This window comes from Citrobacter sp. Marseille-Q5395 (assembly GCF_947057495.1).
Classification (GTDB): domain Bacteria; phylum Pseudomonadota; class Gammaproteobacteria; order Enterobacterales; family Enterobacteriaceae; genus Citrobacter; species Citrobacter murliniae.
This window is the reverse complement of record NZ_CAMSEL010000004.1, coordinates 59,361-81,672: the sequence shown is the minus strand read 5'-3', so window position 1 is coordinate 81,672 and position 22,312 is coordinate 59,361. Positions and strand designations below refer to the sequence as shown.

Annotated in this window: 21 protein-coding genes; 9 read left to right on the top strand and 12 right to left on the bottom strand. The window is 49.5% G+C overall.

Features of this window, described 5'->3' with window-relative positions; translation table 11 throughout:
* Positions 1-12 precede the first annotated feature (12 nt).
* From OH663_RS05430 to osmB, 5 genes are all read left to right on the top strand, one after another.
* The gene (locus OH663_RS05430) at positions 13-1,947 is read left to right on the top strand and encodes an exoribonuclease II (protein WP_263525698.1); all 1,935 of its coding nucleotides are present in this window, start codon (positions 13-15) and stop codon (positions 1,945-1,947) included.
* Between the two features lie 263 nt (positions 1,948-2,210).
* Positions 2,211-4,202 (top strand): cyclic di-GMP phosphodiesterase, encoded by a 1,992-nt coding sequence (gene pdeR / locus OH663_RS05425; protein ID WP_045443460.1) that lies wholly within the window; start codon positions 2,211-2,213, stop codon positions 4,200-4,202.
* Between the two features lie 183 nt (positions 4,203-4,385).
* Positions 4,386-4,568 carry a YciZ family protein gene (locus OH663_RS05420; RefSeq protein ID WP_045443463.1) on the top strand — a complete coding sequence of 61 codons (183 nt, stop codon included), beginning with the start codon at positions 4,386-4,388 and terminating at the stop codon, positions 4,566-4,568.
* Between the two features lie 97 nt (positions 4,569-4,665).
* Positions 4,666-5,418, top strand: coding sequence for a DNA-binding transcriptional regulator YciT (yciT, locus tag OH663_RS05415; protein WP_045443466.1), 753 nt, complete (start codon positions 4,666-4,668; stop codon positions 5,416-5,418).
* Between the two features lie 264 nt (positions 5,419-5,682).
* Positions 5,683-5,901, top strand: coding sequence for an osmotically-inducible lipoprotein OsmB (gene osmB / locus OH663_RS05410; RefSeq protein ID WP_045443469.1), 219 nt, complete (start codon positions 5,683-5,685; stop codon positions 5,899-5,901).
* Between the two features lie 108 nt (positions 5,902-6,009).
* Here the strand turns inward: osmB and yciH are convergent, their stop codons facing one another.
* The 5 genes from yciH to pgpB all read right to left on the bottom strand — a co-directional run bounded on the left by yciH (position 6,010) and on the right by pgpB (position 9,661).
* Positions 6,010-6,336 carry a stress response translation initiation inhibitor YciH gene (yciH, locus tag OH663_RS05405; protein WP_200010926.1) on the bottom strand — a complete coding sequence of 109 codons (327 nt, stop codon included), beginning with the start codon at positions 6,334-6,336 and terminating at the stop codon, positions 6,010-6,012.
* Complete coding sequence (pyrF, locus tag OH663_RS05400; protein WP_045443475.1) at positions 6,337-7,074, bottom strand: orotidine-5'-phosphate decarboxylase; 738 nt, start codon at positions 7,072-7,074, stop codon at positions 6,337-6,339.
* Positions 7,075-7,262: 188 nt separating this feature from the next.
* The gene (gene lapB, locus OH663_RS05395; protein ID WP_045443489.1) at positions 7,263-8,432 is read right to left on the bottom strand and encodes a lipopolysaccharide assembly protein LapB; all 1,170 of its coding nucleotides are present in this window, start codon (positions 8,430-8,432) and stop codon (positions 7,263-7,265) included.
* A 6-nt stretch (positions 8,433-8,438) separates the two neighbouring features.
* Positions 8,439-8,747, bottom strand: a complete 309-nt coding sequence (locus tag OH663_RS05390; protein ID WP_006684318.1) for a LapA family protein — start codon at positions 8,745-8,747, stop codon at positions 8,439-8,441.
* Positions 8,748-8,896: 149 nt separating this feature from the next.
* Entirely contained in the window at positions 8,897-9,661 is a 765-nt protein-coding gene (pgpB, locus tag OH663_RS05385; protein WP_200010929.1) for a phosphatidylglycerophosphatase B, read from the bottom strand.
* Between the two features lie 197 nt (positions 9,662-9,858).
* On the opposite strand from pgpB, the gene ribA reads away from it, so the two are divergent.
* A complete protein-coding gene (ribA, locus tag OH663_RS05380) occupies positions 9,859-10,449 on the top strand; it encodes a GTP cyclohydrolase II (RefSeq protein WP_005126450.1) in 591 nt (196 codons plus the stop codon).
* A 69-nt stretch (positions 10,450-10,518) separates the two neighbouring features.
* Here the strand turns inward: ribA and acnA are convergent, their stop codons facing one another.
* The 5 genes from acnA to topA form a co-directional block, all read right to left on the bottom strand.
* Complete coding sequence (gene acnA / locus OH663_RS05375; protein WP_045443497.1) at positions 10,519-13,194, bottom strand: aconitate hydratase AcnA; 2,676 nt, start codon at positions 13,192-13,194, stop codon at positions 10,519-10,521.
* Between the two features lie 304 nt (positions 13,195-13,498).
* Positions 13,499-13,666, bottom strand: coding sequence for a hypothetical protein (locus tag OH663_RS05370; protein ID WP_190284562.1), 168 nt, complete (start codon positions 13,664-13,666; stop codon positions 13,499-13,501).
* A 2-nt stretch (positions 13,667-13,668) separates the two neighbouring features.
* Positions 13,669-13,809 carry a YmiA family putative membrane protein gene (locus tag OH663_RS05365; protein WP_223306996.1) on the bottom strand — a complete coding sequence of 47 codons (141 nt, stop codon included), beginning with the start codon at positions 13,807-13,809 and terminating at the stop codon, positions 13,669-13,671.
* A 313-nt stretch (positions 13,810-14,122) separates the two neighbouring features.
* Complete coding sequence (cysB, locus tag OH663_RS05360; protein ID WP_045443507.1) at positions 14,123-15,097, bottom strand: HTH-type transcriptional regulator CysB; 975 nt, start codon at positions 15,095-15,097, stop codon at positions 14,123-14,125.
* 209 nt (positions 15,098-15,306) lie between these two features.
* Positions 15,307-17,904, bottom strand: a complete 2,598-nt coding sequence (gene topA / locus OH663_RS05355) for a type I DNA topoisomerase (RefSeq protein WP_045443510.1) — start codon at positions 17,902-17,904, stop codon at positions 15,307-15,309.
* A 399-nt stretch (positions 17,905-18,303) separates the two neighbouring features.
* On the opposite strand from topA, the gene OH663_RS05350 reads away from it, so the two are divergent.
* Positions 18,304-18,555, top strand: coding sequence for a YciN family protein (locus OH663_RS05350; RefSeq protein ID WP_003020616.1), 252 nt, complete (start codon positions 18,304-18,306; stop codon positions 18,553-18,555).
* Positions 18,556-18,607: 52 nt separating this feature from the next.
* On the opposite strand, the gene sohB is transcribed toward OH663_RS05350, so the two are convergent.
* Positions 18,608-19,654, bottom strand: a complete 1,047-nt coding sequence (gene sohB, locus OH663_RS05345) for a protease SohB (RefSeq protein ID WP_045443515.1) — start codon at positions 19,652-19,654, stop codon at positions 18,608-18,610.
* Between the two features lie 222 nt (positions 19,655-19,876).
* Between sohB and OH663_RS05340 the strand changes: the two genes are divergently transcribed.
* Both OH663_RS05340 and cobO read left to right on the top strand, forming a co-directional pair.
* Positions 19,877-20,638, top strand: coding sequence for a YciK family oxidoreductase (locus OH663_RS05340; protein WP_045443519.1), 762 nt, complete (start codon positions 19,877-19,879; stop codon positions 20,636-20,638).
* Positions 20,635-21,225 carry a cob(I)yrinic acid a,c-diamide adenosyltransferase gene (gene cobO, locus OH663_RS05335; protein ID WP_048221382.1) on the top strand — a complete coding sequence of 197 codons (591 nt, stop codon included), beginning with the start codon at positions 20,635-20,637 and terminating at the stop codon, positions 21,223-21,225. Before OH663_RS05340 ends, cobO begins: the two co-directional genes overlap by 4 nt.
* Before the next feature lie 85 nt (positions 21,226-21,310).
* On the opposite strand, the gene rluB is transcribed toward cobO, so the two are convergent.
* Positions 21,311-22,186, bottom strand: coding sequence for a 23S rRNA pseudouridine(2605) synthase RluB (gene rluB / locus OH663_RS05330; protein ID WP_045443524.1), 876 nt, complete (start codon positions 22,184-22,186; stop codon positions 21,311-21,313).
* Positions 22,187-22,312 lie beyond the last annotated feature (126 nt).

Genomic DNA, 22,312 nt, shown 5'->3' with positions numbered 1-22,312 from the left:
AAATAGACAATTATGCTTCAGGACAACCCGCTGCTAGCGCAGCTTAAACAGCAACTACATTCCCAAACGCCACGTGCTGAAGGGGTGGTAAAAGCCACGGAAAAAGGCTTTGGCTTCCTGGAAGTCGATGCACAAAAAAGCTATTTTATTCCACCGCCGCAGATGAAAAAAGTGATGCATGGTGACCGCATTGTCGCGGTTATCCATACGGAAAAAGATCGCGAGTCTGCCGAGCCGGAAGAACTGGTCGAACCGTTCCTGACTCGCTTCGTGGGTAAAGTTCAGGGCAAGAATGGCCGTTTGTCCATTGTACCGGATCATCCGTTACTGAAAGATGCTATTCCCTGCCGCGCTGCTCGCGGTGTGGAACACGAATTTAAAGAGGGTGACTGGGCGGTAGCTGAAATGCGCCGTCATCCGCTGAAAGGCGACCGCACCTTCTATGCTGAATTAACTCAGTTTATCACCTTTGCTGACGATCACTTCGTCCCATGGTGGGTCACACTGGCGCGCCATAACCTCGAAAAAGAAGCACCGGATGGCGTGGCCACCGAAATGCTGGATGAAGGTCTGGAACGTCAGGATTTAACTGCTCTCCATTTCGTCACCATCGACAGTGCCAGCACTGAAGATATGGATGATGCGTTGTATGCCGAAGAGCTGGCTGACGGTAAACTGCAATTAACCGTTGCAATTGCCGATCCTACTGCCTGGATTGCTGAAGGCAGCAAGCTGGATAACGCGGCGAAAACTCGTGCGTTCACCAACTATCTGCCGGGATTCAATATTCCGATGTTACCGCGCGAACTGTCCGACGACCTGTGTTCCCTGCGCGCTAACGAAGTTCGTCCGGTTCTGGCTTGTCGCATGATTATTGCTGCTGACGGTACGATCGAGGACAACATCACCTTCTTTGCAGCCACTATCGAATCCAAAGCCAAGCTGGCGTATGACAACGTTTCCGACTGGCTGGAAGGCACCGGGGACTGGCAGCCTGAAAACGACGCGATTGCCGGTCAGATCCGTCTGCTACAGCGCATTTGCCTCAGCCGTGGTGAATGGCGTCATAACCATGCTCTGGTATTTAAAGATCGCCCGGATTATCGTTTTGTTCTGGGTGAAAAAGGTGAAGTCCTGGACATCGTGGCTGAGCCGCGCCGCATCGCAAACCGTATTGTGGAAGAGTCCATGATTGCGGCAAATATTTGTGCGGCACGTGTGCTTCGCGACAAACTGGGCTTTGGTATTTATAACGTACACATGGGATTCGATCCGGCGAATGCTGAAGCGCTGGCCGCACTGTTGAAAACCCATGGTATGCACGTCGATGCCGAAGAAGTATTAACCCTGGAAGGCTTCTGCAAACTGCGTCGTGAGCTGGATGCCCAGCCTTCTGGTTTCCTCGACAGCCGTATTCGCCGGTTCCAGTCTTATGCAGAGATTAGCACCGAGCCAGGACCGCACTTTGGGTTAGGTCTGGAAGCATATGCCACATGGACTTCCCCTATCCGTAAGTATGGCGATATGATCAACCACCGCCTGCTGAAGGCTGTTATCAAAGGTGAAACCATCGCTCGTCCGCAGGATGATATCACCCTGCAAATGGCAGACCGTCGTCGCCTGAACCGTATGGCCGAACGTGATGTAGGTGACTGGCTGTACGCGCGTTTCCTGAAGGACAAAGTCGATACCGATATCCGTTTTGCAGCTGAAATCATTGACGTCAGCCGTGGCGGTATGCGCGTTCGTTTAGTCGATAATGGCGCTGTTGCATTTATTCCGGCACCATTCCTGCACGCTGTCCGCGATGAACTGGTATGTAGCCAGGAAAGCGGCACGGTGCAAATTAAAGGTGAAGTGGTTTACAAAGTCACTGACGTGATTGACGTAACTATTGCTGAAGTTCGGATGGAAACCCGCAGCGTTATCGCTCGTCCTGCCGTGTAACAAACATCGATTCAACGGCCTTTTTCTGTAACGAAAAGGCCGTTTTCTTTTTTTCCGCGCAATTAGCTGCCACGCACTACACTTCTTTCATCCAGTCAGAATTATTTTTTCTATTTTCAGCACACTGACTTTGCTTTTTCCTGAATCTGGATTACACATAAATATATAAATAAAACAATACGTTCAGCCATAATCAACCTGTATGAATCATGGCTACCCTTATTTTTGTGGCTGTATGCGCTTTAAACGGGATAGTACACATCATGAAAGACGTTCGGGAGAGGGTTACGTTGTATAGCTATATAGGCACTCACACCCCCTACTGGCGTTTGTCAGAGGATTGCAACATCCTGCATTTTTCTATCGCCGAAGCGACTGATACAGACCAAACCATCGAGCTTTCACCGGAACAAGCCGATCGTATTCGGGAGATGACAGTCATTACGTCCAGCCTGTTAATGACTCTTCCCATTGATGATGATGATATTCCCGTTCACCTGGTCGGACGGAAAATTAATAAACGCGAATGGGCCGGTAGCGCATCCGCGTGGGATGACACCCCTTCTGTTGCGCGCGATCTGGCACAAGGACTCTCTTTTGCTGAACAGGTCGTCTCTGAGGCTAATTCAGTTATCGTTATCCTTGACCGTCAGGGCAATATTCAGCGATTTAATCGATTGTGCGAAGAGTACACCGGGCTAAGAGAGCGCGAAGTGATCGGGCAAAGCGTCTTCACACTCTTTATGAGCCGCCGTGAAGCCGCCGCTTCAAGACGTAACATCGACGTTTTTTTTCGCGAAGGCAATTCGTATGAAGTCGAACGGTGGGTGAAGACCTGTAAGGGTCAGCGCCTGTTTCTGTTTCGCAATAAGTTTGTGCATAACGGCAGCGGTAAGAACGAAATTTTCCTGATCTGTTCAGGTACCGACATCACTGAAGAACGACGCGCTCAGGAGCGTCTGCGCGTGCTGGCGAATACCGATTCCATTACCGGATTACCCAACCGTAACGCAATTCATGAATTGATTAGCGAGGCGATCGACAACGCGGGAGACACTCAGGTAGGTATTGTTTACCTCGATCTGGATAATTTCAAAAAGGTTAACGATGCCTACGGGCACATGTTTGGCGATCAGCTGTTACAGAGCGTGTCGCTGGCAATCCTCAGTTGTCTCGAGGAAGATCAATTATTGGCCCGTTTTGGCGGCGATGAGTTTATTGTCCTTGCCACTAAAACGTCCCAGAGTGCACTGGAGGCCACGGCATCGCGTATTTTGACACGCCTGCGTCTGCCTTTCCGTATCGGCCTTATTGAAGTGTATACCGGATGTTCTATTGGTATTTCCCTCGCCCCTCAGCATGGAAATGATAGCGAAAGTGTAATTCGCAATGCAGATACGGCAATGTATACAGCCAAAGAAGGTGGCCGCGGACAATTTTGCGTATTCTCCCCTGAAATGAATCAACGGGTATTCGAATACCTTTGGCTGGATACCAATCTGCGTAAAGCCCTGGAAAATGATCAATTGCTTATTCATTACCAGCCGAAAATAACATGGCGTGGCGAAGTACGTAGCGTGGAGGCTCTGGTGCGTTGGCAATCGCCCGAGCGCGGGCTAATCCCACCATTGGAGTTTATCTCTTATGCCGAAGAGTCGGGGCTGATTGTTCCGCTGGGACGCTGGGTTATTCTGGACGTCGTGCGCCAGGTGGCTAAATGGCGTGATAAGGGAATAAATCTGCGTGTAGCGGTAAACGTATCGGCTCGTCAGCTTGCCGACCAGACCCTTTTTACCGATTTGAAGCAGGTACTTCATGAACTGAATTTTGAATATTGTCCAATCGACGTCGAGCTAACAGAAAGCAGTTTGATTGAAAATGAACAACTTGCACTGTCGGTTATTCAGCAGTTTAGCCAGCTTGGGGCGCAGATTCATTTGGATGATTTTGGGACAGGATACTCATCACTGTCGCAACTTGCCCGCTTCCCACTTGATGCGATCAAACTGGATCAGGCCTTTGTTAGAGATATTCACAAACAATCTATTTCACAGTCGTTGGTACGAGCCATTGTCGCGGTGGCGCAAGCGCTGAATCTACAAGTCATAGCCGAAGGTGTTGAAAGCGCGAAAGAGGACGCCTTTCTGACCAAGAACGGTGTCAACGAGCGTCAGGGCTTTTTGTTCGCCAAGCCAATGCCGGCCGCCGCATTTGAACGCTGGTATAAGCGTTATCTGAATAAAAAGTTGCGTTAAAGCGGAAGGAGTAAACATATTGAATATGGAAAAATGGACATTCCTGGATGGATCATATCTGTATGTAATTACAGAATATATATTATTCTCCAATCGTTCGGGATAATACTATTTTTCCCTTCTCTTTTGTCATGAATTTCTGCATCATGAAATTCTAACTATTTTGACATTAGGATGACGAACATGTCTGATATCGACGCACAGCGTCTGGCCGAACGTATTGATACCGTGCTGGATATCCTCGTTGCTGGCGATTACCACTCAGCCATCCACAACCTCGAGATTCTTAAGGCTGAACTGTTAAATACGGTCAAAGAAGATACAGAATCTTTGTCAAAAAAAGCCAGGGCCCCGTGGGAGATCTGATGGCATCGTTCTCTGTATGTGATTGCTATCATCAGATTTCAGATAACGCAGTCTCCGTTTAATTTCCGATACGATATCGCTATAAAAAATTAATACTATGAATTCCCGACAACAATCTATTTTGCAGATGGTGACCGATAAAGGCCAGATGAGTGTAGCTGAGCTTGCTAAAGTCACCGGCGTTTCAGAAGTGACGATTCGACAGGATCTGAACACACTGGAAAAACAGAGTTATTTACGCCGTGCGCACGGCTTCGCTGTCTCATTGAACAGTGATGATGTAGAAACGCGCATGATGACCAATTTCACGCTGAAACGTGAACTGGCCGAATTTGCCGCATCACTGGTCAATCCTGGCGAATCAGTCTTTATTGAGAATGGCAGCAGTAATGCGCTTCTGGCCAGAACACTGGCGGAACAAAAAGACGTCACCATCATTACGGTCAGCAGCTATATCGCTCATCTGCTCAAAGAAACTCCCTGTGAAGTCATTCTTCTCGGTGGGATCTATCAGAAAAAAAGTGAAAGCATGGTCGGACCGCTAACTCGCCAGTTTATTCAGCAGGTTCACTTTAGTAAGGCATTTATCGGTATTGATGGCTGGCAGGCTGATACCGGCTTTACCGGCCGCGACATGATGCGCTCTGACGTAGTCAATGCTGTGCTGGAAAAAGGTGCAGAGGTGATTGTGCTTACCGACAGCTCAAAATTTGAGGCAATTCACCCTTACACACTGGGTCCGTTAGATCGGTTCAGCCGCGTAGTGACGGATGCAAAACTCAGTGCCAGCGTGCAAATGCAGCTAGAACACTCGGGTTTAACGGTAAACATCATTGATACCCAAGCATAATACTTCACCAGATGATTTGTCAGCAGGCAAATCATCTTCTCTCTGAGACTTATCTGACGGTCCAATTAAGACTTTTTACCTGTCGTTAACAGGATAAAGTCGTAAAATTACTATTAGCGATATAACAGGAAGTGACTATCACCTGCGTGATTTAGTTGTCATCCCTGCGCAACATAGTTCACGGAAATATCTTTAATCGTCCTGATATGGCGTATCATTAAAGAGAACTGGATCCCGTGAATCAATAATTCAGGAGAAAGTATTATGTTTGTAACGAGCAAAAAAATGACCGCTGCTGTTCTGGCGATTACTCTGGCAATGTCTCTGAGCGCTTGCTCCAACTGGTCCAAACGTGACCGTAACACCGCGATCGGTGCTGGTGCAGGTGCTATCGGTGGTGCAGTCCTGACGGATGGCAGCACGCTGGGGACGCTGGGTGGTGCTGCGGTAGGTGGTATTATTGGCCATCAGGTGGGTAAATAATCTACTGTTGACTGGCTCGATATAATAAGACGTTTACTTTTCTCAGCTCTGTACCATTAGTTCGTTATTTATAAAAAAGCCACGGTCGAATTCCGTGGCTTTTTTTGATTAACCGCCCGCCAATTTAACTTTCATTCCCTTGGCTTCCAGCAACGATTTTATCAGGTCGCGTTTATCACCCTGAATTTCTATTACGCCATCTTTCACTGCACCACCACAGCCACATTTTTTCTTCAGCTCAGCGGCTAATCTAACCAATTCAGCATCATCCTGATCAATCCCGGTAATCAGGCAAACACCCTTACCTTTCCGACCGCTAGTTTGACGCTGAATACGGACAATGCCATCACCCTTCGGGCGGTCAGGCACCACTTTGGGTTCATCAATACGTCCGGATTCAGTTGAGTAAACCAGGCGAGAATTAGAGTCGTTCATTTATGCACCTCGTTTCAGGGAGGCATTGATCATCTTCAAGGTCTGCGCCGGATCATTCGACTGTGTGACCGGACGACCAATCACCATGTAATCTACACCAGCGGAAAGCGCCTGCTCTGGCGTCATAATGCGGCGTTGATCACCTGCCTCACTACCTGCAGGGCGAATCCCCGGGGTGACCAGTTTAAACGGTTGACCAAACGCTTGCTTGAATCGTACCGCCTCCTGCGCCGAGCATACAACACCATCCAGCCCACAATTCTGGGTTAAACGTGCCAGTCTTTCGGCATGCTCAGCCGGTGACAATGTCACACCAAGGTCTGCCAGATCGCTGGCTTCCATACTGGTCAGAACCGTCACTGCAATCAGTAGCGGAGCGTCTTTGCCGAAAGGTACCAATGCTTCACGCGCTGCAGTCATCATGCGTGCCCCGCCTGAAGCATGAACGTTTACCATCCACACACCAAGATCTGCCGCCGCTGCAACGGCATGCGCCGTAGTATTGGGAATATCATGAAATTTCAAATCAAGAAAGACGTCGAATCCACGCTGTTGTAAGTCCCGAACCAACTGCGGTCCAAAAAGCGTGAACATCTCTTTGCCCACTTTCAAACGGCAATCACGAGGATCAATTCTGTCGACAAAAGCTAACGCTTTATCGCGGTTATTGTAATCCAGAGCGACAACGACAGGAGAATCAGTAACAGCACGGGAAGAAGATGAAGCAGTAAACGTCATGACCAGACCTTCTTGAAGATGGCGCCGCTTGCGGCACAAAATGGGTAAACGGCGTGCATTCTACCTGCGGTAATAGAAAATTAACAGGCGCGTTTACATTTCTGCGAGGCGATGTGGCACAGGTGTTTGACACTGTGAATGATAACCACTCATTAGTATGTTGTAACTAAACAAGGCATTTTTTTAAATTACTGTCCATCAAGGCCGCGAATTGGCTTAATGGTTGACCACGAACGGCAGGACGGGCAATGCCAGTACAGCGTATAAGCTGTAAATCCACATTTATGGCAACGATAGCGTGGCTTACTGCGGATCTGCTCACCGACCATATCACGCAGAACCATCAGACTTTCTTTGGCGCGCCCTTCTTCCGCTTCATTAAGGTGATAGTCCATCAGCTTATGGAAAACGCGCATTGTGGGATGACGTTGTAACTGGCGGGTAATGTAGATCTGAGCGGTATCACTGCCTTCGCGAGCTTCAAGGATATCAGCCAGCATCAGCTCAGCGGCAGCACCGGTATTTTCCTCAACTGCACGACGCAAAAACTCCGCCCACTCATCATTCTTACCGAGCTGCTGATAGCAACTTTGCAGCATTTCCAGCGTTTCGCTGACCAGCTCTTTATCCTGAGAAATTACGCGTTGCAGGCTTTCGACTGCCTTTGCATATTCCCCATTCATCATATACACGCGCCCCATCATGATGGAAACGCGGGCACTGTTTTTATCGGCCGCAGCCCCTTTTTTCAGCAACGTCATGGCGCGATCCATATCGTCGCTACCCATTTGCTGTAAGGCCAGTTCACAGTAAAAATGCGCGATATCTATACGCTGATTATCTTTGCCGAGTTTGACCAGACGTTCCGCCACATCAATGGCTTTCTGCCATTCGCTGGTTGCCTGGTAAATTTGCAATAATTGCTGCAATGCGCCCACGCGGAAATCCGTTTCATCGGTCAGCTGATTAAACATGTCCTCCGCGCGGTCATATAAACCCGCGGCCATGTAGTCGCGTCCTAATTGCTGAACCGCCAGTAAACGCTGCTCATAGGTCAGCGATGCACTTTCCATAAGAGTTTGATGGATGCGGATTGCACGATCGACTTCACCGCGAGAGCGGAACAGGTTTCCGAGGGTGAGATGAGCCTCAACGGTGCCTGTATCCTCTTTCAGCATATCGAGGAACAAATCCACCGCTTTATCTTGTTGATTGCTGAGGAGGAAGTTAACCCCGGCGACGTAGTCACGCGACAGACGGTTAGCTTCATCCTGCTTTGTTTGTTGCGCACTTCTGCGACCCATATACCACCCATAGGCAGCGGCTACAGGCAAAAGCAGAAACAACAACTCCAGCATAAATATTTATTCCTTCACAACCGACGAGTCGGCAGATACCGCAACGTCGGTCGCAGGCGCAAGCTGGTTTTCCAGTCGTTTGATTTTACGTTCGGCACGCGCAAGAGACACACGAACCTTCAGCCAGAAAAGGCCGCAAATTAACCAACCAATAGCAAAACCTGCAGCAAACAATACAGCAAGCAGCGTAGATATACGATACTCACCCTGAGCCAGCAGATAGTTAAACGTTACCTGTTGATCGTTTTGCGCACCTAATGTCACCGAAATAACAAAAATCGCCAACACCAGTAAGAAAATGAGTAAATATTTCACATTACTTCCCGTTATGTGGTTTGAGCGAATAAATCGTGAACAACTTACCGCGTTAAGCCTTTTAAATTACCATTTTCACGACGAGTGCGAAACGGAAAAGCGCCTTACACGTTATGATTTGAGGGCAAATTTCGAAAAATCAATCGTCGTCAGCTTTCTTGCTCGCGCTCTGCTATTTCCTGCTTCTCTTGCGCAGGCGGTGTTAATGGCCCGCATACCCGCTGTGCAAGCCAGGTTGCCAGTGTCACCAGCAGCCAGGATATCAACGTTGCGACGACTAAATCACGTGGCCAGTGCATTCCCAGAAGCAAGCGGCTGCCCATTACTCCAGTCGCCCAGATGAGCAAGAAAACAATTGTCAGAGTACGTCTACGCGGCCACAACAATCCTACCGCCAGTAAAGCCCAGCTTGCAGCAAACATCGTATGCCCGGAGGGAAAGGCAAATCCCGTTTCTTTTTGCCAGTGCTTACGCAAAAACGTTGGAACATCCTGCTGTCCTGACAGTTGTTCTTTTACTAAGTGCCCACGTTCTTTACGTTTTAAAGTGTAGAACTCATCAACAGGAACATGGTGTGTTTTTTCCAGCCAAATAACAAATGGCCGGGGTTCCTGTACCCGGTCTTTAACCCAGGATTTCACACCCTGGCCCAGTAATATTGCCCCTGCCAGGATAGTAAACAGCATAAGTGCAGCTTTCAGACGAAATCTCAGACACCACAAAAACCAGGCACAGAGAACGACATGCGTAATGATCCCCCAGGGCTGAGTCACCGTTTCTGTTATCCAATATAAGGATTTTAACCACCAGACATTGTGGCCTGGTTGCCATTCCCAACCCGATATCCATACTGAAACAGGCATGATCAGCAACAGTGCGGCTCCTGAGGCGGTCCGCTTTGCAATAGACAGCATTGCATCTCCTTTCGTCGATAAGTCTCACAATCATAACTGAAAAAAGTATGTATCGGGAAAATTGACAATTTTGTGCCATTCCAAAAACGAATGCGTTGTCGCAATTAGGTGAACACCATCGCCTTATGGCAAAATAGCGCAATACAGAAGCCAACAGGCGACGGCACTCAGGGTGCCAGCATAATCTGGAGAAATACATGCAGCTTAAACGTGTGGCAGAAGCCAAACTGCCAACCCCATGGGGTGATTTCCTGATGGTGGGATTTGAAGAACTGGCAACCGGACACGATCATGTCGCACTGGTTTTTGGCGATATCTCAGGCCAGACGCCTGTCCTGGCTCGCGTCCATTCCGAATGTCTGACCGGCGACGCACTGTTCAGCCTGCGTTGCGATTGTGGTTTCCAGCTTGAAGCCGCGCTCACACATATTGCTGAAGAAGGACGCGGTATTCTGCTCTATCACCGCCAGGAAGGTCGCAATATCGGTCTGCTTAACAAGATCCGCGCCTATGCGCTCCAGGATCAAGGCTATGACACCGTTGAAGCCAACCATCAGCTGGGATTCGCGGCAGATGAGCGAGATTTCACTCTGTGTGCCGATATGTTTAAGCTGTTGGGTGTCGACGAAGTGCGTTTGTTGACCAATAATCCGAAGAAAGTTGAAATCCTGACGGAAGCCGGTATCAATATTGTTGAGCGTGTACCACTGATTGTTGGCCGCAACCCCAAAAATGAACATTATCTGGACACCAAAGCCGCCAAAATGGGTCACTTATTGAGCGAGTGATTTCACATAATTGTCGAATAATTCGGCATATAAAAAAGCCTGCAGTTAATTTGCAGGCTTTTTCGCATTTTAGTTCAGCATATTACGAATGACATAGTGCAAAATACCGTCGTTCTGGTAGTAGGTTAATTCCGTGGCGGTATCAATACGACAACGACACAAAATCACTTCTTTACTGCCATCTGCCCGCACCATATTCACCGGAATAATTGCACCCGGTTTTATATCTTGCAATTCCGTAATATCAATCACTTCATCACCGGTTAATCCGAGTGTTTTTCGCGTGACGCCTTGTGGGAACTCCAGAGGCAGGATCCCCATACCTATCAGATTAGAGCGGTGAATTCGCTCAAAGGATTCCGCGATAACTACCCGAATGCCCAGCAGACGTGGTCCTTTCGCTGCCCAGTCTCGACTGGAGCCCGAGCCATATTCTTTGCCGGCAATCACGGCTAACGGAACCTTCTCTTGTTGATAACGCATTGCGGCATCGTAAATAGCCACAACTTCTGTCCCCGGCAAATGACGAGTCATTCCCCCTTCAATGCCCGGCACCATTTCGTTACGAATACGAATATTGGCGAACGTACCGCGCATCATCACTTCGTGATTTCCACGTCGTGAACCGTAAGAGTTAAAATCTTTGCGCTCAACGCCGTGGTTCTGAAGATAACGCCCTGCCGGACTGTCCGGTTTAATGCTGCCTGCGGGTGAAATATGGTCAGTCGTCACGGAATCCCCAAGCATCGCCAGGATTCGTGCCCCATGAATATCCTGTACCGGATCCGGTTTAGCCTGCATGCCATCAAAGAATGGCGATAAGCGAATATAGGTCGAGTCGGACTGCCAGCCATAGGTGTCGGCACGGTCAACATTGATGGTTTTCCATTCAGGTGTTCCTTCGAACACTTCCGCATACTCTTTATGGAACATCTCAGTAGAGACCTGTTCAACAGCACGGGCAATTTCCCGTGCAGATGGCCAGATATCTTTCAGATAAACCGGGTCACCATTTCTGTCATGTCCGAGCGGCTCTTTCGTCAGATCAATGTTCATATTTCCCGCCAGCGCATAGGCAACCACCAGCGGCGGCGACGCCAGCCAGTTCGTTTTTACCAGCGGATGAATTCGACCTTCAAAGTTACGGTTGCCGGAAAGTACGGCCCCCACCGTCAGATCACCTTTTTTAATCGCAGTTTCGATTGGGTCAGGTAACGGACCTGAATTGCCAATACAGGTGGTACAGCCATAGCCAACCAGATTGAATCCCAGCTCATCAAGGTACGGTGTGAGTCTTGCCTGCGCCAGATAATCAGAAACCACCTTTGAGCCTGGTGCCAGCGAGGCTTTCACCCACGGCTGGCGTTTCAGACCGAGTGTGACCGCTTTTTTCGCCAGTAGTCCTGCCGCCATCAATACACTCGGGTTCGAGGTATTGGTACAGGAGGTGATTGCCGCAATAACCACAGCACCGTCCGGCAACTGATATTGATGCCCATTCAGCACATAATCCACAGGTTGACGGTCTTTCTGCGAACTATTCACCTCAAGTTCATTGCTTGCCGCAAAAGCTTTCGGGACATCCCCTAATGCAACGCGATCCTGCGGACGCTTTGGTCCCGCCAGGCTTGCTTCCACATCGCCCATGTCCAGTTCCAGAGAGCTGGTAAATACCGGCTCATCACCAGGGTTGCGCCACATCCCCTGCGCTTTGGCATAGGCACCAACCAGTTCAACCTGTTCTTCGCTACGACCACTCAGCCGCATGTATTCGAGGGTCACGCCATCTATCGGGAAGAAACCACAGGTTGCACCATATTCTGGGGCCATATTCGCAATGGTCGCCCGATCAGCCAACGGTAGGGTATCCAGGCCGTCGCCATAGAATTCCACAAATTTTCCGACCACGCCGTGTTTACGCAACATCTGGGTAACGGTCAGAACCAGATCGGTAGCAGTGATCCCTTCACGTAATTTCCCAACAAGTTTGAAGCCGACAACGTCCGGGATCAGCATCGAAACGGGCTGTCCCAGCATGGCGGCTTCGGCTTCAATCCCACCAACGCCCCAGCCCAGTACGCCAAGGCCATTGATCATCGTGGTATGGGAATCTGTACCGACCAGCGTGTCCGGGTAAGCCACCCACTCGCCATTTTGCAGTTCACTCCAGACCGCTTTTCCCAGGTATTCAAGATTGACCTGGTGACAGATCCCCGTCCCCGGCGGCACAACACGGAAGCGGCTGAATGCCTGCTGTCCCCATTTCAGAAACACATAGCGCTCGTGGTTGCGCTCCATTTCCAGCCGGACGTTCTCTTCGAAAGCATCATCGTCACCAAAACGATCGACGGTCACCGAGTGGTCAATAACGAGATCAACAGGTGAAAGCGGATTCACTTTTGCCGTATCACCACCCAGGCGCTTAACCGCCTCGCGCATGGCCGCCAGATCAACCACTGCCGGCACGCCAGTAAAGTCCTGCATCAGCACACGAGCAGGTCGATAAGCAATTTCGCGATCGGCATGAGCATTGTTCAGCCATCGCGCCAGAGCATGAATATCTTCTTCAGTAACTGAGTCACCGTCCTGCCAGCGAAGCAGGTTTTCCAGCAAGACTTTAAGCGATTTCGGTAAACGGGTGAGATCACCCAGTGATTTGGCAGCCAAAGGTAAACTGTAGTAGCGGTAGGTTTTATCTTTAACCTGCAATGTGTCCTTACTGGCTTCTCGTAGGGTCGACGACATAGCTCCTCCTTAAATGACAGGGTTGGATCCCCTGATTTTCCTCAGGGTTAGTATTAAAGATAACACAAACAAAATGTAACGCTTTGATAACAACTCGAATTGATAAAAGAGGAGATCAGCAAAATGACCGGGAACTATGCAAAAAGAAATGAACTGTAAAGGAGATATGGAAGTTGCGAATATGCAGCAGAGTACGTTATGCAATCGCTTACACGTTGTTTTTTATCTACGGGATCTGCGACGTCGTATTCGTCCCAAATTCAAAAAGACAGGTTAATAATAATTATTATGAACTACACATTGATTATTTCTTCTGTTCTTCTTCATCGAACAAATCAATAAATGCCCGCTGTTGTGGTGAGAGCTGCCACGAATCGGGAATATCCATCACATATTCAGTGTTGGTCTCCTTCTCTTGCTCATTATCCTGATGAGATGGCACAGAGGAGGATTGTTGTTCCTGCGCGGACATGGTTATCCCCAAACTTGCCAAATCACGAGCGCTACCACAATCCAGAACACTGCGGAGCCAAGAAAGACCGTGGACCATGCTTTACGTTTCAGCGCGGGATCCCGGCGTTGTGGCTGGTTTCCAGAAGGCATCGCTAACCTCATACTATCGAAATCACTTATCATTTAGGCACCAAACAATTGGTACAATTAATCATCAGATGAGAGAAATCCTAAAGAAAAAGGTGAAAAAAAGCCAGTTAATTTTCGAATCCGGTAAGGTAAATAAATCAATTGTTTGATCGGATATAAATATTTGAAAGGGTTTTTGGCGAGCTTGCTAATTTAACACTACTTTAGCGGGTATTCCCCATAAATAATATACGGTTTATATACCCTATGGATAATCATAAATACATTCAGATTTCCCAGCGGTATCGCTATGCGCTTAGCGATACCGTTGAGGTAACATCTGTTATTATTTCTCTGGCAATTTAATATCTTTAAACATGGCTTCAATGTCATCGTTAGAACGCAATGCAACCGCTGTATCGACCACATCGCGGGTCAAATGTGGCGCAAAACGCTGAATAAAATCATACATATAACTGCGTAAGAACGTGCTGCGACGAAAACCGATTTTAGTCGTGCTATGGCTGAATACATCATGCGCATCGACACGTACCAGGTCAGGATCGGACACAGGATCGACCGCCATGCTGGCAATAACACCCACACCCAGTCCCAGTCTTACATAGGTTTTAATCACATCGGCATCGGTCGCGGTAAAGACAATGCGTGGCTCCAGACCTGCTCTGTTAAACGCCGTATCAAGCTCCGAACGACCGGTAAAACCAAAGGTGTAGGTTACCAGCGGGTATTGCGCCAGTTCTTCAATAGAAACCGATGATTTACCCGCCAGTGGGTGATCCGGCGTGACGACGATCGAACGATTCCAGTGGTAGCACGGTAACATAACCAGATCGTCGTACAGGTGCAGCGCTTCCGTCGCAATGGCAAAATCCGCATTACCTTTCGAAACGGCTTCAGCAATTTGCGTCGGCGACCCCTGATGCATATGCAAAGACACACGTGGATACCGCTCAATAAAGCCTTTAATCACGTTTGGCAAGGCGTAACGCGCCTGGGTGTGCGTCGTGGCAATGTACAGGGAACCTTTATCCGGCCAGGTATGTTCACCGGCAACGGACTTAATGGCATCCACTTTAGACAGAACTTCTCGAGCAATACGGATGACTTCCTGCCCTGCCGGAGTCACCTGCGTCAGGTGCTTGCCGCTACGGGCAAAAATCTGGATGCCAAGCTCATCTTCCAGCATACGAACTTGCTTACTAATACCAGGCTGAGAGGTATAGAGTCCTTCGGCCGTTGAGGAAACATTAAGGTTGTGGTTAACCACCTCAACAATGTAGCGAAGCTGCTGTAATTTCATGTTAAACCATCCAGATTAGCGCCATCAGATCATCGTTTGAGAGCAGGCAGTGTCGCGCTGCTAATACGATTTAATAATAAAAAACTTATTAACTATAACCACTATATCATTTAAATTTGAGCTGTATAGAGATGACAAAAAATAATAACCCTTCAATAAAAAAGGGCCGCTTTCGCGACCCTTTCAGGAGAAATCCAGCTGACAGGCTGTTATTTCTTACCTTCCACCCATTTTCCGTCAACGAAAAACGCCGACCATCCGGTCGCTTTACCGTCTTTCTCAGCGGCAACATACTGCTGCTTAGTTTTACGGCTAAAACGTACCATCGCTTTGTTACCGTCTGGATCAGTCTGCGGTGCATCAGCAAGGTAACGCAGTTTCTCCGGCAGACGATCGCGGAAGCGGTACAGCTCTTCCACTAACGGTGCGCGAGTCTCACGTGATTTCGGGAACGTATTGGCGGCCAGGAAGATACCAGCTGCGCCGTCACGTAACACAAAATACGCGTCCGATTTTTCGCAAGGCAGCTCCGGTAACGGAACGGGATCTTCTTTCGGCGGGGCCACTTCACCGTTACGCAGGATCTTACGGGTGTTTTTACACTCGTCATTAGTACAAGCCATGTATTTACCAAAACGCCCCATTTTCAGGTGCATTTCAGAGCCACACTTCTCACACTCAACGATCGGACCGTCATAACCCTTGATACGGAACTCGCCCTCTTCGATTTCGTAACCGTCGCAAGTAGGATTATTACCACATACATGCAGTTTACGTTTTGGATCGATGAGATAGCTGTCCATCGCCGTGCCACACTTCTGACAGCGACGTTTCGCACGTAAGGCGTTGGTCTCTGCATCGTCGCCTTCCAGCACGTTCAACACTTCGTTTTCTGGCACCAGGTTAATGGTGGTTTTGCAACGTTCTTTCGGCGAAAGTGCGTAACCGGAACAGCCCAGGAAGACACCGGTACTGGCGGTACGAATACCCATCTTACGGCTACAGGTCGGGCAGTCGATGCTGGTCAGTACCATCTGGTTAGGACGCATGCCGCCCTCTTCAGGATCTTTCTCGGCTTTATCCAGTTGCTGAGTAAAATCACTGAAGAAGTTGTCAAGCACACCCTTCCATTCGGCTTCGTGGTTAGCCACCTGGTCGAGACTGTTTTCCATCTGTGCGGTGAAATCGTAATTCATCAGTTCGCGGAAGTTTTCTTCCAGACGATCGGTGACGATTTCGCCCATTTTTTCAGCGTAGAAACGACGGTTCTCAACCCGAACATAGCCGCGATCCTGGATCGTAGAAATGATCGACGCATAGGTGGATGGGCGACCAATCCCGCGTTTTTCCAGTTCCTTAACCAGTGACGCTTCACTGAAACGAGCTGGCGGTTTGGTGAAGTGTTGCGCTGGCGTCAGTTCGATTAACGTCAGCTCGTCGCCTTTGTCCACTGCAGGTAAAATACGATCTTCATCGCCCTTACGCAGTGCTGGCATAACTTTAGTCCAGCCATCAAAGCGCAGAATACGTCCACGCGCTTTCAGGCGGAAATCACCTGCGCCCACGGTCAGCGTGGTGGAGTCATATTTAGCCGGTGTCATCTGACAGGCAACAAACTGGCGCCAGATCAGCTGATACAGTTTTTGCGCGTCAGCTTCCATATCTTTCAGCGATTCCGCCTGCACGGCGACATCAGAAGGACGGATTGCTTCGTGCGCTTCCTGCGAGTTCTCTTTACTTGCGTACTGGTTCGCACTCTCCGGCAGATATTTTTTGCCAAAATTGTCGCTGATATAATCACGAACCATAGATACAGCATCCTGGCTCAAATTCGTTGAGTCAGTACGCATATAGGTGATGTAGCCTGCTTCATACAAGCGCTGCGCCATCATCATGGTTTTCTTCACGCCGAAGCCCAAACGCGTGCTGGCAGCCTGCTGTAGCGTGGAGGTGATGAACGGCGCACCAGGTTTACTGCTGGTTGGCTTATCTTCACGTTCCAGTACGCTATAACGCGCTTTCTCCAACAAACTTACTGCGGCAAGCGTCTGCTCGCGGTTAACCGGGCGGAACGGTTTATCGTTCTGATGCGTCACTTCCAGCGGCAATGCATCGCCGGATGGCGTGGTGGTATTAGCATCAATTTCCCAGAACTCTTCTGGTACGAATGCCTTGATTTCGCGTTCACGCTCAACGACCAGCCGCACGGCTACCGACTGTACGCGACCGGCAGACAGGCCACGCGCAATCTTTTTCCACAGCAGCGGCGAAACCATATAGCCCACGACACGGTCCATAAAGCGGCGTGCCTGTTGCGCATTAACACGATCAATGTTCAGTTCGCCCGGTTTTTCAAACGCCTGACGAATCGCATTTTTGGTGATTTCGTTAAACACCACGCGACTATAGCGGGTGTCATCGCCCCCGATCACTTCCCGCAGGTGCCATGCAATGGCTTCCCCTTCGCGGTCAAGGTCGGTTGCGAGATAGATGTGGTCGGCCTTTTCAGCCAGTTGTTTCAGTTCAGAAACAACCTTCTCTTTACCAGGCAGCACTTCATAGCGCGCATCCCAGTTGTGCCACGGGTCAACACCCATACGATTGACGAGAGCGCCACGTTCATCCTTTTTGGGCTTTTTAGCCGTTTTGGTGGAGGTTGAGTCGGCGCTCTTTTTAGTTGCTGAGCCACTGGTCGGCAAATCACGGATATGACCGACGCTGGATTTAACCACGTAGTCATTACCCAGATACTTGTTGATCGTTTTGGCTTTTGCCGGGGACTCAACGATGACAAGAGCTTTACCCATATTCACCTTTACCTAATTTGATTCTTCCAGGAATACGCCGCGCGTTGATTCACCTTCCACTGGCGACGAGACATCGATATGGTCTCTGCGTCGGCGGATATCAACCCTTGTACTGATTGCGCGTTCGTAATGTAACTCTCATGTAACTGAGTTAACAGGATTTTTTGCACGAAAACGCTATAGCACGACGGAATGTTGGTCGAATGTCAAGCAAATCTGTTGCCAGATTGACGAAAGCGTCACACTGTACCTGATAAAATGCGTTACGCAACTTTATTAGCATGCAAAAACAAATCTCGCCAGTAACGACACTGTCGTAAAACCACCGTTTTTGTCAGGGAATATTTGCCCAAAAGCCGGGCTCGGCGTAGACTAATGTCCTTGTTTAAGGAGTAAATAATGCATAAAGACACTCAACCCATCGATCGCGAAACACTGCTGATTGAAGCCAACAAAATCATTCGTGAGCATGAGGACACGCTGGCGGGGATTGTCGCCACTGGAGTCACGCAGCGTAATGGTGTGCTGGTTTTCAGCGGAGATTACTTTTTAGACGAGCAAGGGCTACCGACGCCCAAAAGTACAGCTGTGTTTAATATGTTTAAACATCTGGCACACGTACTTTCTGAGAAGTATCACCTGATCGATTAAAAGCAAAACGCGAGGCCTGTGCCTCGCGTTTTCATTTGTATAGTCTTAAAGCTTACATCAGTGGTTTTTGCCCACGCTGCCACCAACGCAGCAATATGCGATCGGCACTTTCAGCCGCACTACCGGTGAAGCGGTCCATCAGCTTTTTACGCTGCATATAGCGAACGTTAAGCACCTCACGACCGTCCATCAGGCTCAGGATCACCTCGTCGCTGGTATTCACCTCATCCACCAGCCCATTTTCCAGCGCCTGTTGTCCAAACCAGTGCTCCCCGGTGGCAACCTGTTCAATATCCAACGTCGGACGCATGCGATGAACAAAATCTTTAAACAACTGATGGGTTTCGTTCAGATCTTCGCGGAACTTCTGTCGCCCTTCTTCCGTATTTTCACCGAGCAACGTCAGCGTCCGTTTGTACTGTCCGGCAGTATGTAGCTCAATATCAATGTCTTTGCCTTTCAGAAAACGGTTAAAGTTAGGGATCTGCGCAACAACCCCAATTGAGCCGACAATGGCAAACGGCGCTGAGACAATTTTATCCGCCACGCAGGCCATCATATATCCGCCGCTGGCCGCAACTTTATCCACCGTTACCGTCAACGGGATCTGCTTATCGCGCAGACGCTGTAACTGTGATGCAGCCAGTCCATAACCATGAACCACACCGCCAGGACTTTCCAGACGAACAACCACCTGATCCTGAGGTTTTACTACCGCGAGTACCGCCGTGACCTCTTCGCGTAACGCACTGACTTCGTGGGCATCCATACTACCTTTAAAATCGAGCACCCAGACGCGGGGTTTGTCTGATGATGCACTTTCCCCCAGCTTCGCTTTTGCTTTGGCAGCTTTCGCTTCCAGCTTGTGCTTTTTTTTCTGCGCTTTATGCCACAGTTTTTGCTGATGACCGTCCAACAGGGCCATCGACAGATCCTCTTTCATCTCTTTATATTGCTCACTGAGATTGATGACCCGTAATTCCCCACGCTGACGTTTGCGTTGAGTAGCATTCACAATCAGCATGACAATAACCGCAATTGCCACCACGACAGTGATGATTTTTGCCAAAAACAGCCCATATTCAGACAACAATTCCACGTATCCCACCTTGGTTTAACAACGCTACTTTTGCTCAGTGTACAACAGGCGTGTTTGCTCGTCTTGCTTCATCCATTCGGCAGCAGAATCAGCAAAAAGCATGACAAAGTGTTCATTTTGCGGTGTTATTACCTTTGGCTGATTGAAAAATAGCAGGGTTTAAGGCATAAAGCCGACAAGTTATAGCGAACGGGATGGCCAGAGCGTCGCCGAGGAGTAGCCGTGCATTACCAACCTAAACAAGATCTGTTACACGATCGCATTATTCTGGTCACCGGTGCCAGTGATGGCATCGGACGTGAAGCCGCACTAACCTACGCGCGCTACGGTGCGACCGTTATTCTGCTGGGTCGCAACGAAGATAAACTGCGCCAGGTCGCCCATGCAATTTCCGCTGAAAGTAGCTCTACAGCACTGTGGTTTACGCTGGATCTGCTGACCTGCACTTCTGAAGAGTGTCACCAACTGGCGCAGCGTATCGCCACGCATTATCCACGCCTGGATGGCGTTCTGCACAATGCCGGATTACTGGGCGATATCTGCCCTATGAGTGAGCAAAATCCACAGGTCTGGCAGGATGTGATGCAGGTTAACGTGAATGCCACTTTTATGCTGACTCAGGCACTGTTACCTTTATTACTCCAGTCTGATTCCGGGTCGCTGGTGTTTACGTCTTCTAGTGTCGGTCGCCAGGGACGAGCCAACTGGGGAGCATATGCTACCTCCAAGTTTGCTACTGAAGGAATGATGCAGGTTCTGGCAGATGAGTACCAGAACCGCCATCTGCGTGTTAACTGTATCAATCCCGGCGGTACACGTACCAGCATGCGAGCCAGCGCATTCCCGACAGAAGATCCGCTAAAATTAAAAACACCCGCCGATATTATGCCGCTCTACCTGTGGCTGATGGGCGACGACAGCCGCCGTAAAACCGGTATGACCTTCGACGCCCAACCGGGCCGTAAACCAGGAATAGCCCAATGAGTGAAGAACGCTATCAGCAGCGCCAACAACGCGTAAAAGAGCGGGTTGACGCACGCGTTGCCGCAGCCAGTGATGAACGCGGAATTATTATTGTCTTTACTGGCAACGGTAAGGGGAAAACCACCGCTGCGTTTGGTACCGCCACGCGTGCAGTCGGTCATGGAAAAAAAGTCGGCGTAGTGCAATTCATTAAAGGCACGTGGCCGAACGGTGAAAGAAACTTACTGGAACCCCACGGCGTGGAGTTTCAGGTAATGGCGACAGGATTTACCTGGGAAACCCAAAACCGTGAATCAGACACTGCCGCCTGTCTGGCCGTGTGGGAACATGGTAAACGCATGCTGGCCGATCCTGAGCTGGATATGGTGGTACTGGATGAACTGACGTATATGGTGGCATATGACTATTTGCCGCTTGAAGAGGTTCTCAACGCCTTAAATACCCGCCCTTCGCATCAGACGGTTATTATTACCGGCCGTGGATGTCATCGCGATATTCTGGAGTTAGCGGATACGGTCAGCGAGCTGCGCCCGGTTAAGCACGCCTTTGAAGCGGGCGTGAAAGCCCAGATGGGGATCGATTACTAACAGTAGGCCGGATAAGGCGCTTACGCCGCATCCGGCTCCACGCGCTAACGCCTGATGGCGCGTTGCTTATCAGGCCTACTCATGATTAACCGTTGTTGCTGCGACCACCCGGACGACGACTGCTGCCGACCTGGGTGTGGCGCTTAACCGCACGGCGGATCTGGTTCGCTTTCATACGACGTCGATCTTTCTCAACGGCGACTTTCGATGAGGTTTCCGGCTTTAACTCCACCAGCTCACGCAAATAGTTTGTCTGCGCCAGGTCCAGCTCGGTCCAGCCACCACGTGGCAAACCTTTTGGCAGCGGGATATCGCCATAACGCACGCGGATCAAACGACTAACCTGTACGCCTACAGCTTCCCACAAACGACGCACTTCGCGGTTACGCCCTTCAGTCAACGTGACGTTATACCACTGGTTAATCCCTTCACCACCGCTGAATTTGATCGTTTTAAATGCAGCCGGACCATCTTCCAGTTGCACGCCACGACTCAGATCACGCAGTTTTGCATCATCAACCTGGCCGAACACGCGCACCGCGTATTCACGTTCAACTTCGCGGCTTGGGTGCATCAGACGGTTCGCCAGCTCACCATCAGTGGTAAACAGCAGTAAACCACAGGTATTCACATCCAGACGACCAACTGCAATCCAGCGCGCATCGCGCAGTTTTGGCAAACGGTCAAAAACGGTCGGGCGACCTTCCGGGTCATTACGGGTACACAGTTCACCTTCCGGCTTGTAATACGCCAGAACGCGACAGATTTGCTCCGCAGATTCTTTCACCGAAATCAGATGACCATCGATACGGATTTTCAGACCAGGCGTCACTTCAACGCGATCGCCGAGCGTGGCGATTTTGCCATCAACGCTCACGCGACCCGCTGCAATAATGGATTCAATTTCACGGCGAGAACCGTGGCCAGCGCGCGCCAGCACTTTTTGTAACTTTTCGCTCATAGAGCTTCCTTTAGGTGTCGCCTTCACAGGCGTCTGGTATACTTTCAAAAACAACGAGTTAACTAAAACATCAACTTAACTCATTGATCTGTAACTCTTTCATGGTACACAGAATGGCAAACAACG

Excerpts from the sequence above, each read along its gene's own strand:
- OH663_RS05430 (WP_263525698.1), top strand. The coding sequence starts at position 13 with ATGCTTCAGGACAACCCGCTGCTAGCGCAGCTTAAACAGCAACTACAT.
- pdeR (WP_045443460.1), top strand. The coding sequence starts at position 2,211 with ATGAAAGACGTTCGGGAGAGGGTTACGTTGTATAGCTATATAGGCACT.
- OH663_RS05420 (WP_045443463.1), top strand. The coding sequence starts at position 4,386 with ATGTCTGATATCGACGCACAGCGTCTGGCCGAACGTATTGATACCGTG.
- yciT (WP_045443466.1), top strand. The coding sequence starts at position 4,666 with ATGAATTCCCGACAACAATCTATTTTGCAGATGGTGACCGATAAAGGC.
- osmB (WP_045443469.1), top strand. The coding sequence starts at position 5,683 with ATGTTTGTAACGAGCAAAAAAATGACCGCTGCTGTTCTGGCGATTACT.
- yciH (WP_200010926.1), bottom strand. The coding sequence starts at position 6,336 with ATGAACGACTCTAATTCTCGCCTGGTTTACTCAACTGAATCCGGACGT.
- pyrF (WP_045443475.1), bottom strand. The coding sequence starts at position 7,074 with ATGACGTTTACTGCTTCATCTTCTTCCCGTGCTGTTACTGATTCTCCT.
- lapB (WP_045443489.1), bottom strand. The coding sequence starts at position 8,432 with ATGCTGGAGTTGTTGTTTCTGCTTTTGCCTGTAGCCGCTGCCTATGGG.
- pgpB (WP_200010929.1), bottom strand. The coding sequence starts at position 9,661 with ATGCTGTCTATTGCAAAGCGGACCGCCTCAGGAGCCGCACTGTTGCTG.
- ribA (WP_005126450.1), top strand. The coding sequence starts at position 9,859 with ATGCAGCTTAAACGTGTGGCAGAAGCCAAACTGCCAACCCCATGGGGT.
- acnA (WP_045443497.1), bottom strand. The coding sequence starts at position 13,194 with ATGTCGTCGACCCTACGAGAAGCCAGTAAGGACACATTGCAGGTTAAA.
- OH663_RS05370 (WP_190284562.1), bottom strand. The coding sequence starts at position 13,666 with ATGTCCGCGCAGGAACAACAATCCTCCTCTGTGCCATCTCATCAGGAT.
- OH663_RS05365 (WP_223306996.1), bottom strand. The coding sequence starts at position 13,809 with ATGAGGTTAGCGATGCCTTCTGGAAACCAGCCACAACGCCGGGATCCC.
- cysB (WP_045443507.1), bottom strand. The coding sequence starts at position 15,097 with ATGAAATTACAGCAGCTTCGCTACATTGTTGAGGTGGTTAACCACAAC.
- topA (WP_045443510.1), bottom strand. The coding sequence starts at position 17,904 with ATGGGTAAAGCTCTTGTCATCGTTGAGTCCCCGGCAAAAGCCAAAACG.
- OH663_RS05350 (WP_003020616.1), top strand. The coding sequence starts at position 18,304 with ATGCATAAAGACACTCAACCCATCGATCGCGAAACACTGCTGATTGAA.
- cobO (WP_048221382.1), top strand. The coding sequence starts at position 20,635 with ATGAGTGAAGAACGCTATCAGCAGCGCCAACAACGCGTAAAAGAGCGG.
- rluB (WP_045443524.1), bottom strand. The coding sequence starts at position 22,186 with ATGAGCGAAAAGTTACAAAAAGTGCTGGCGCGCGCTGGCCACGGTTCT.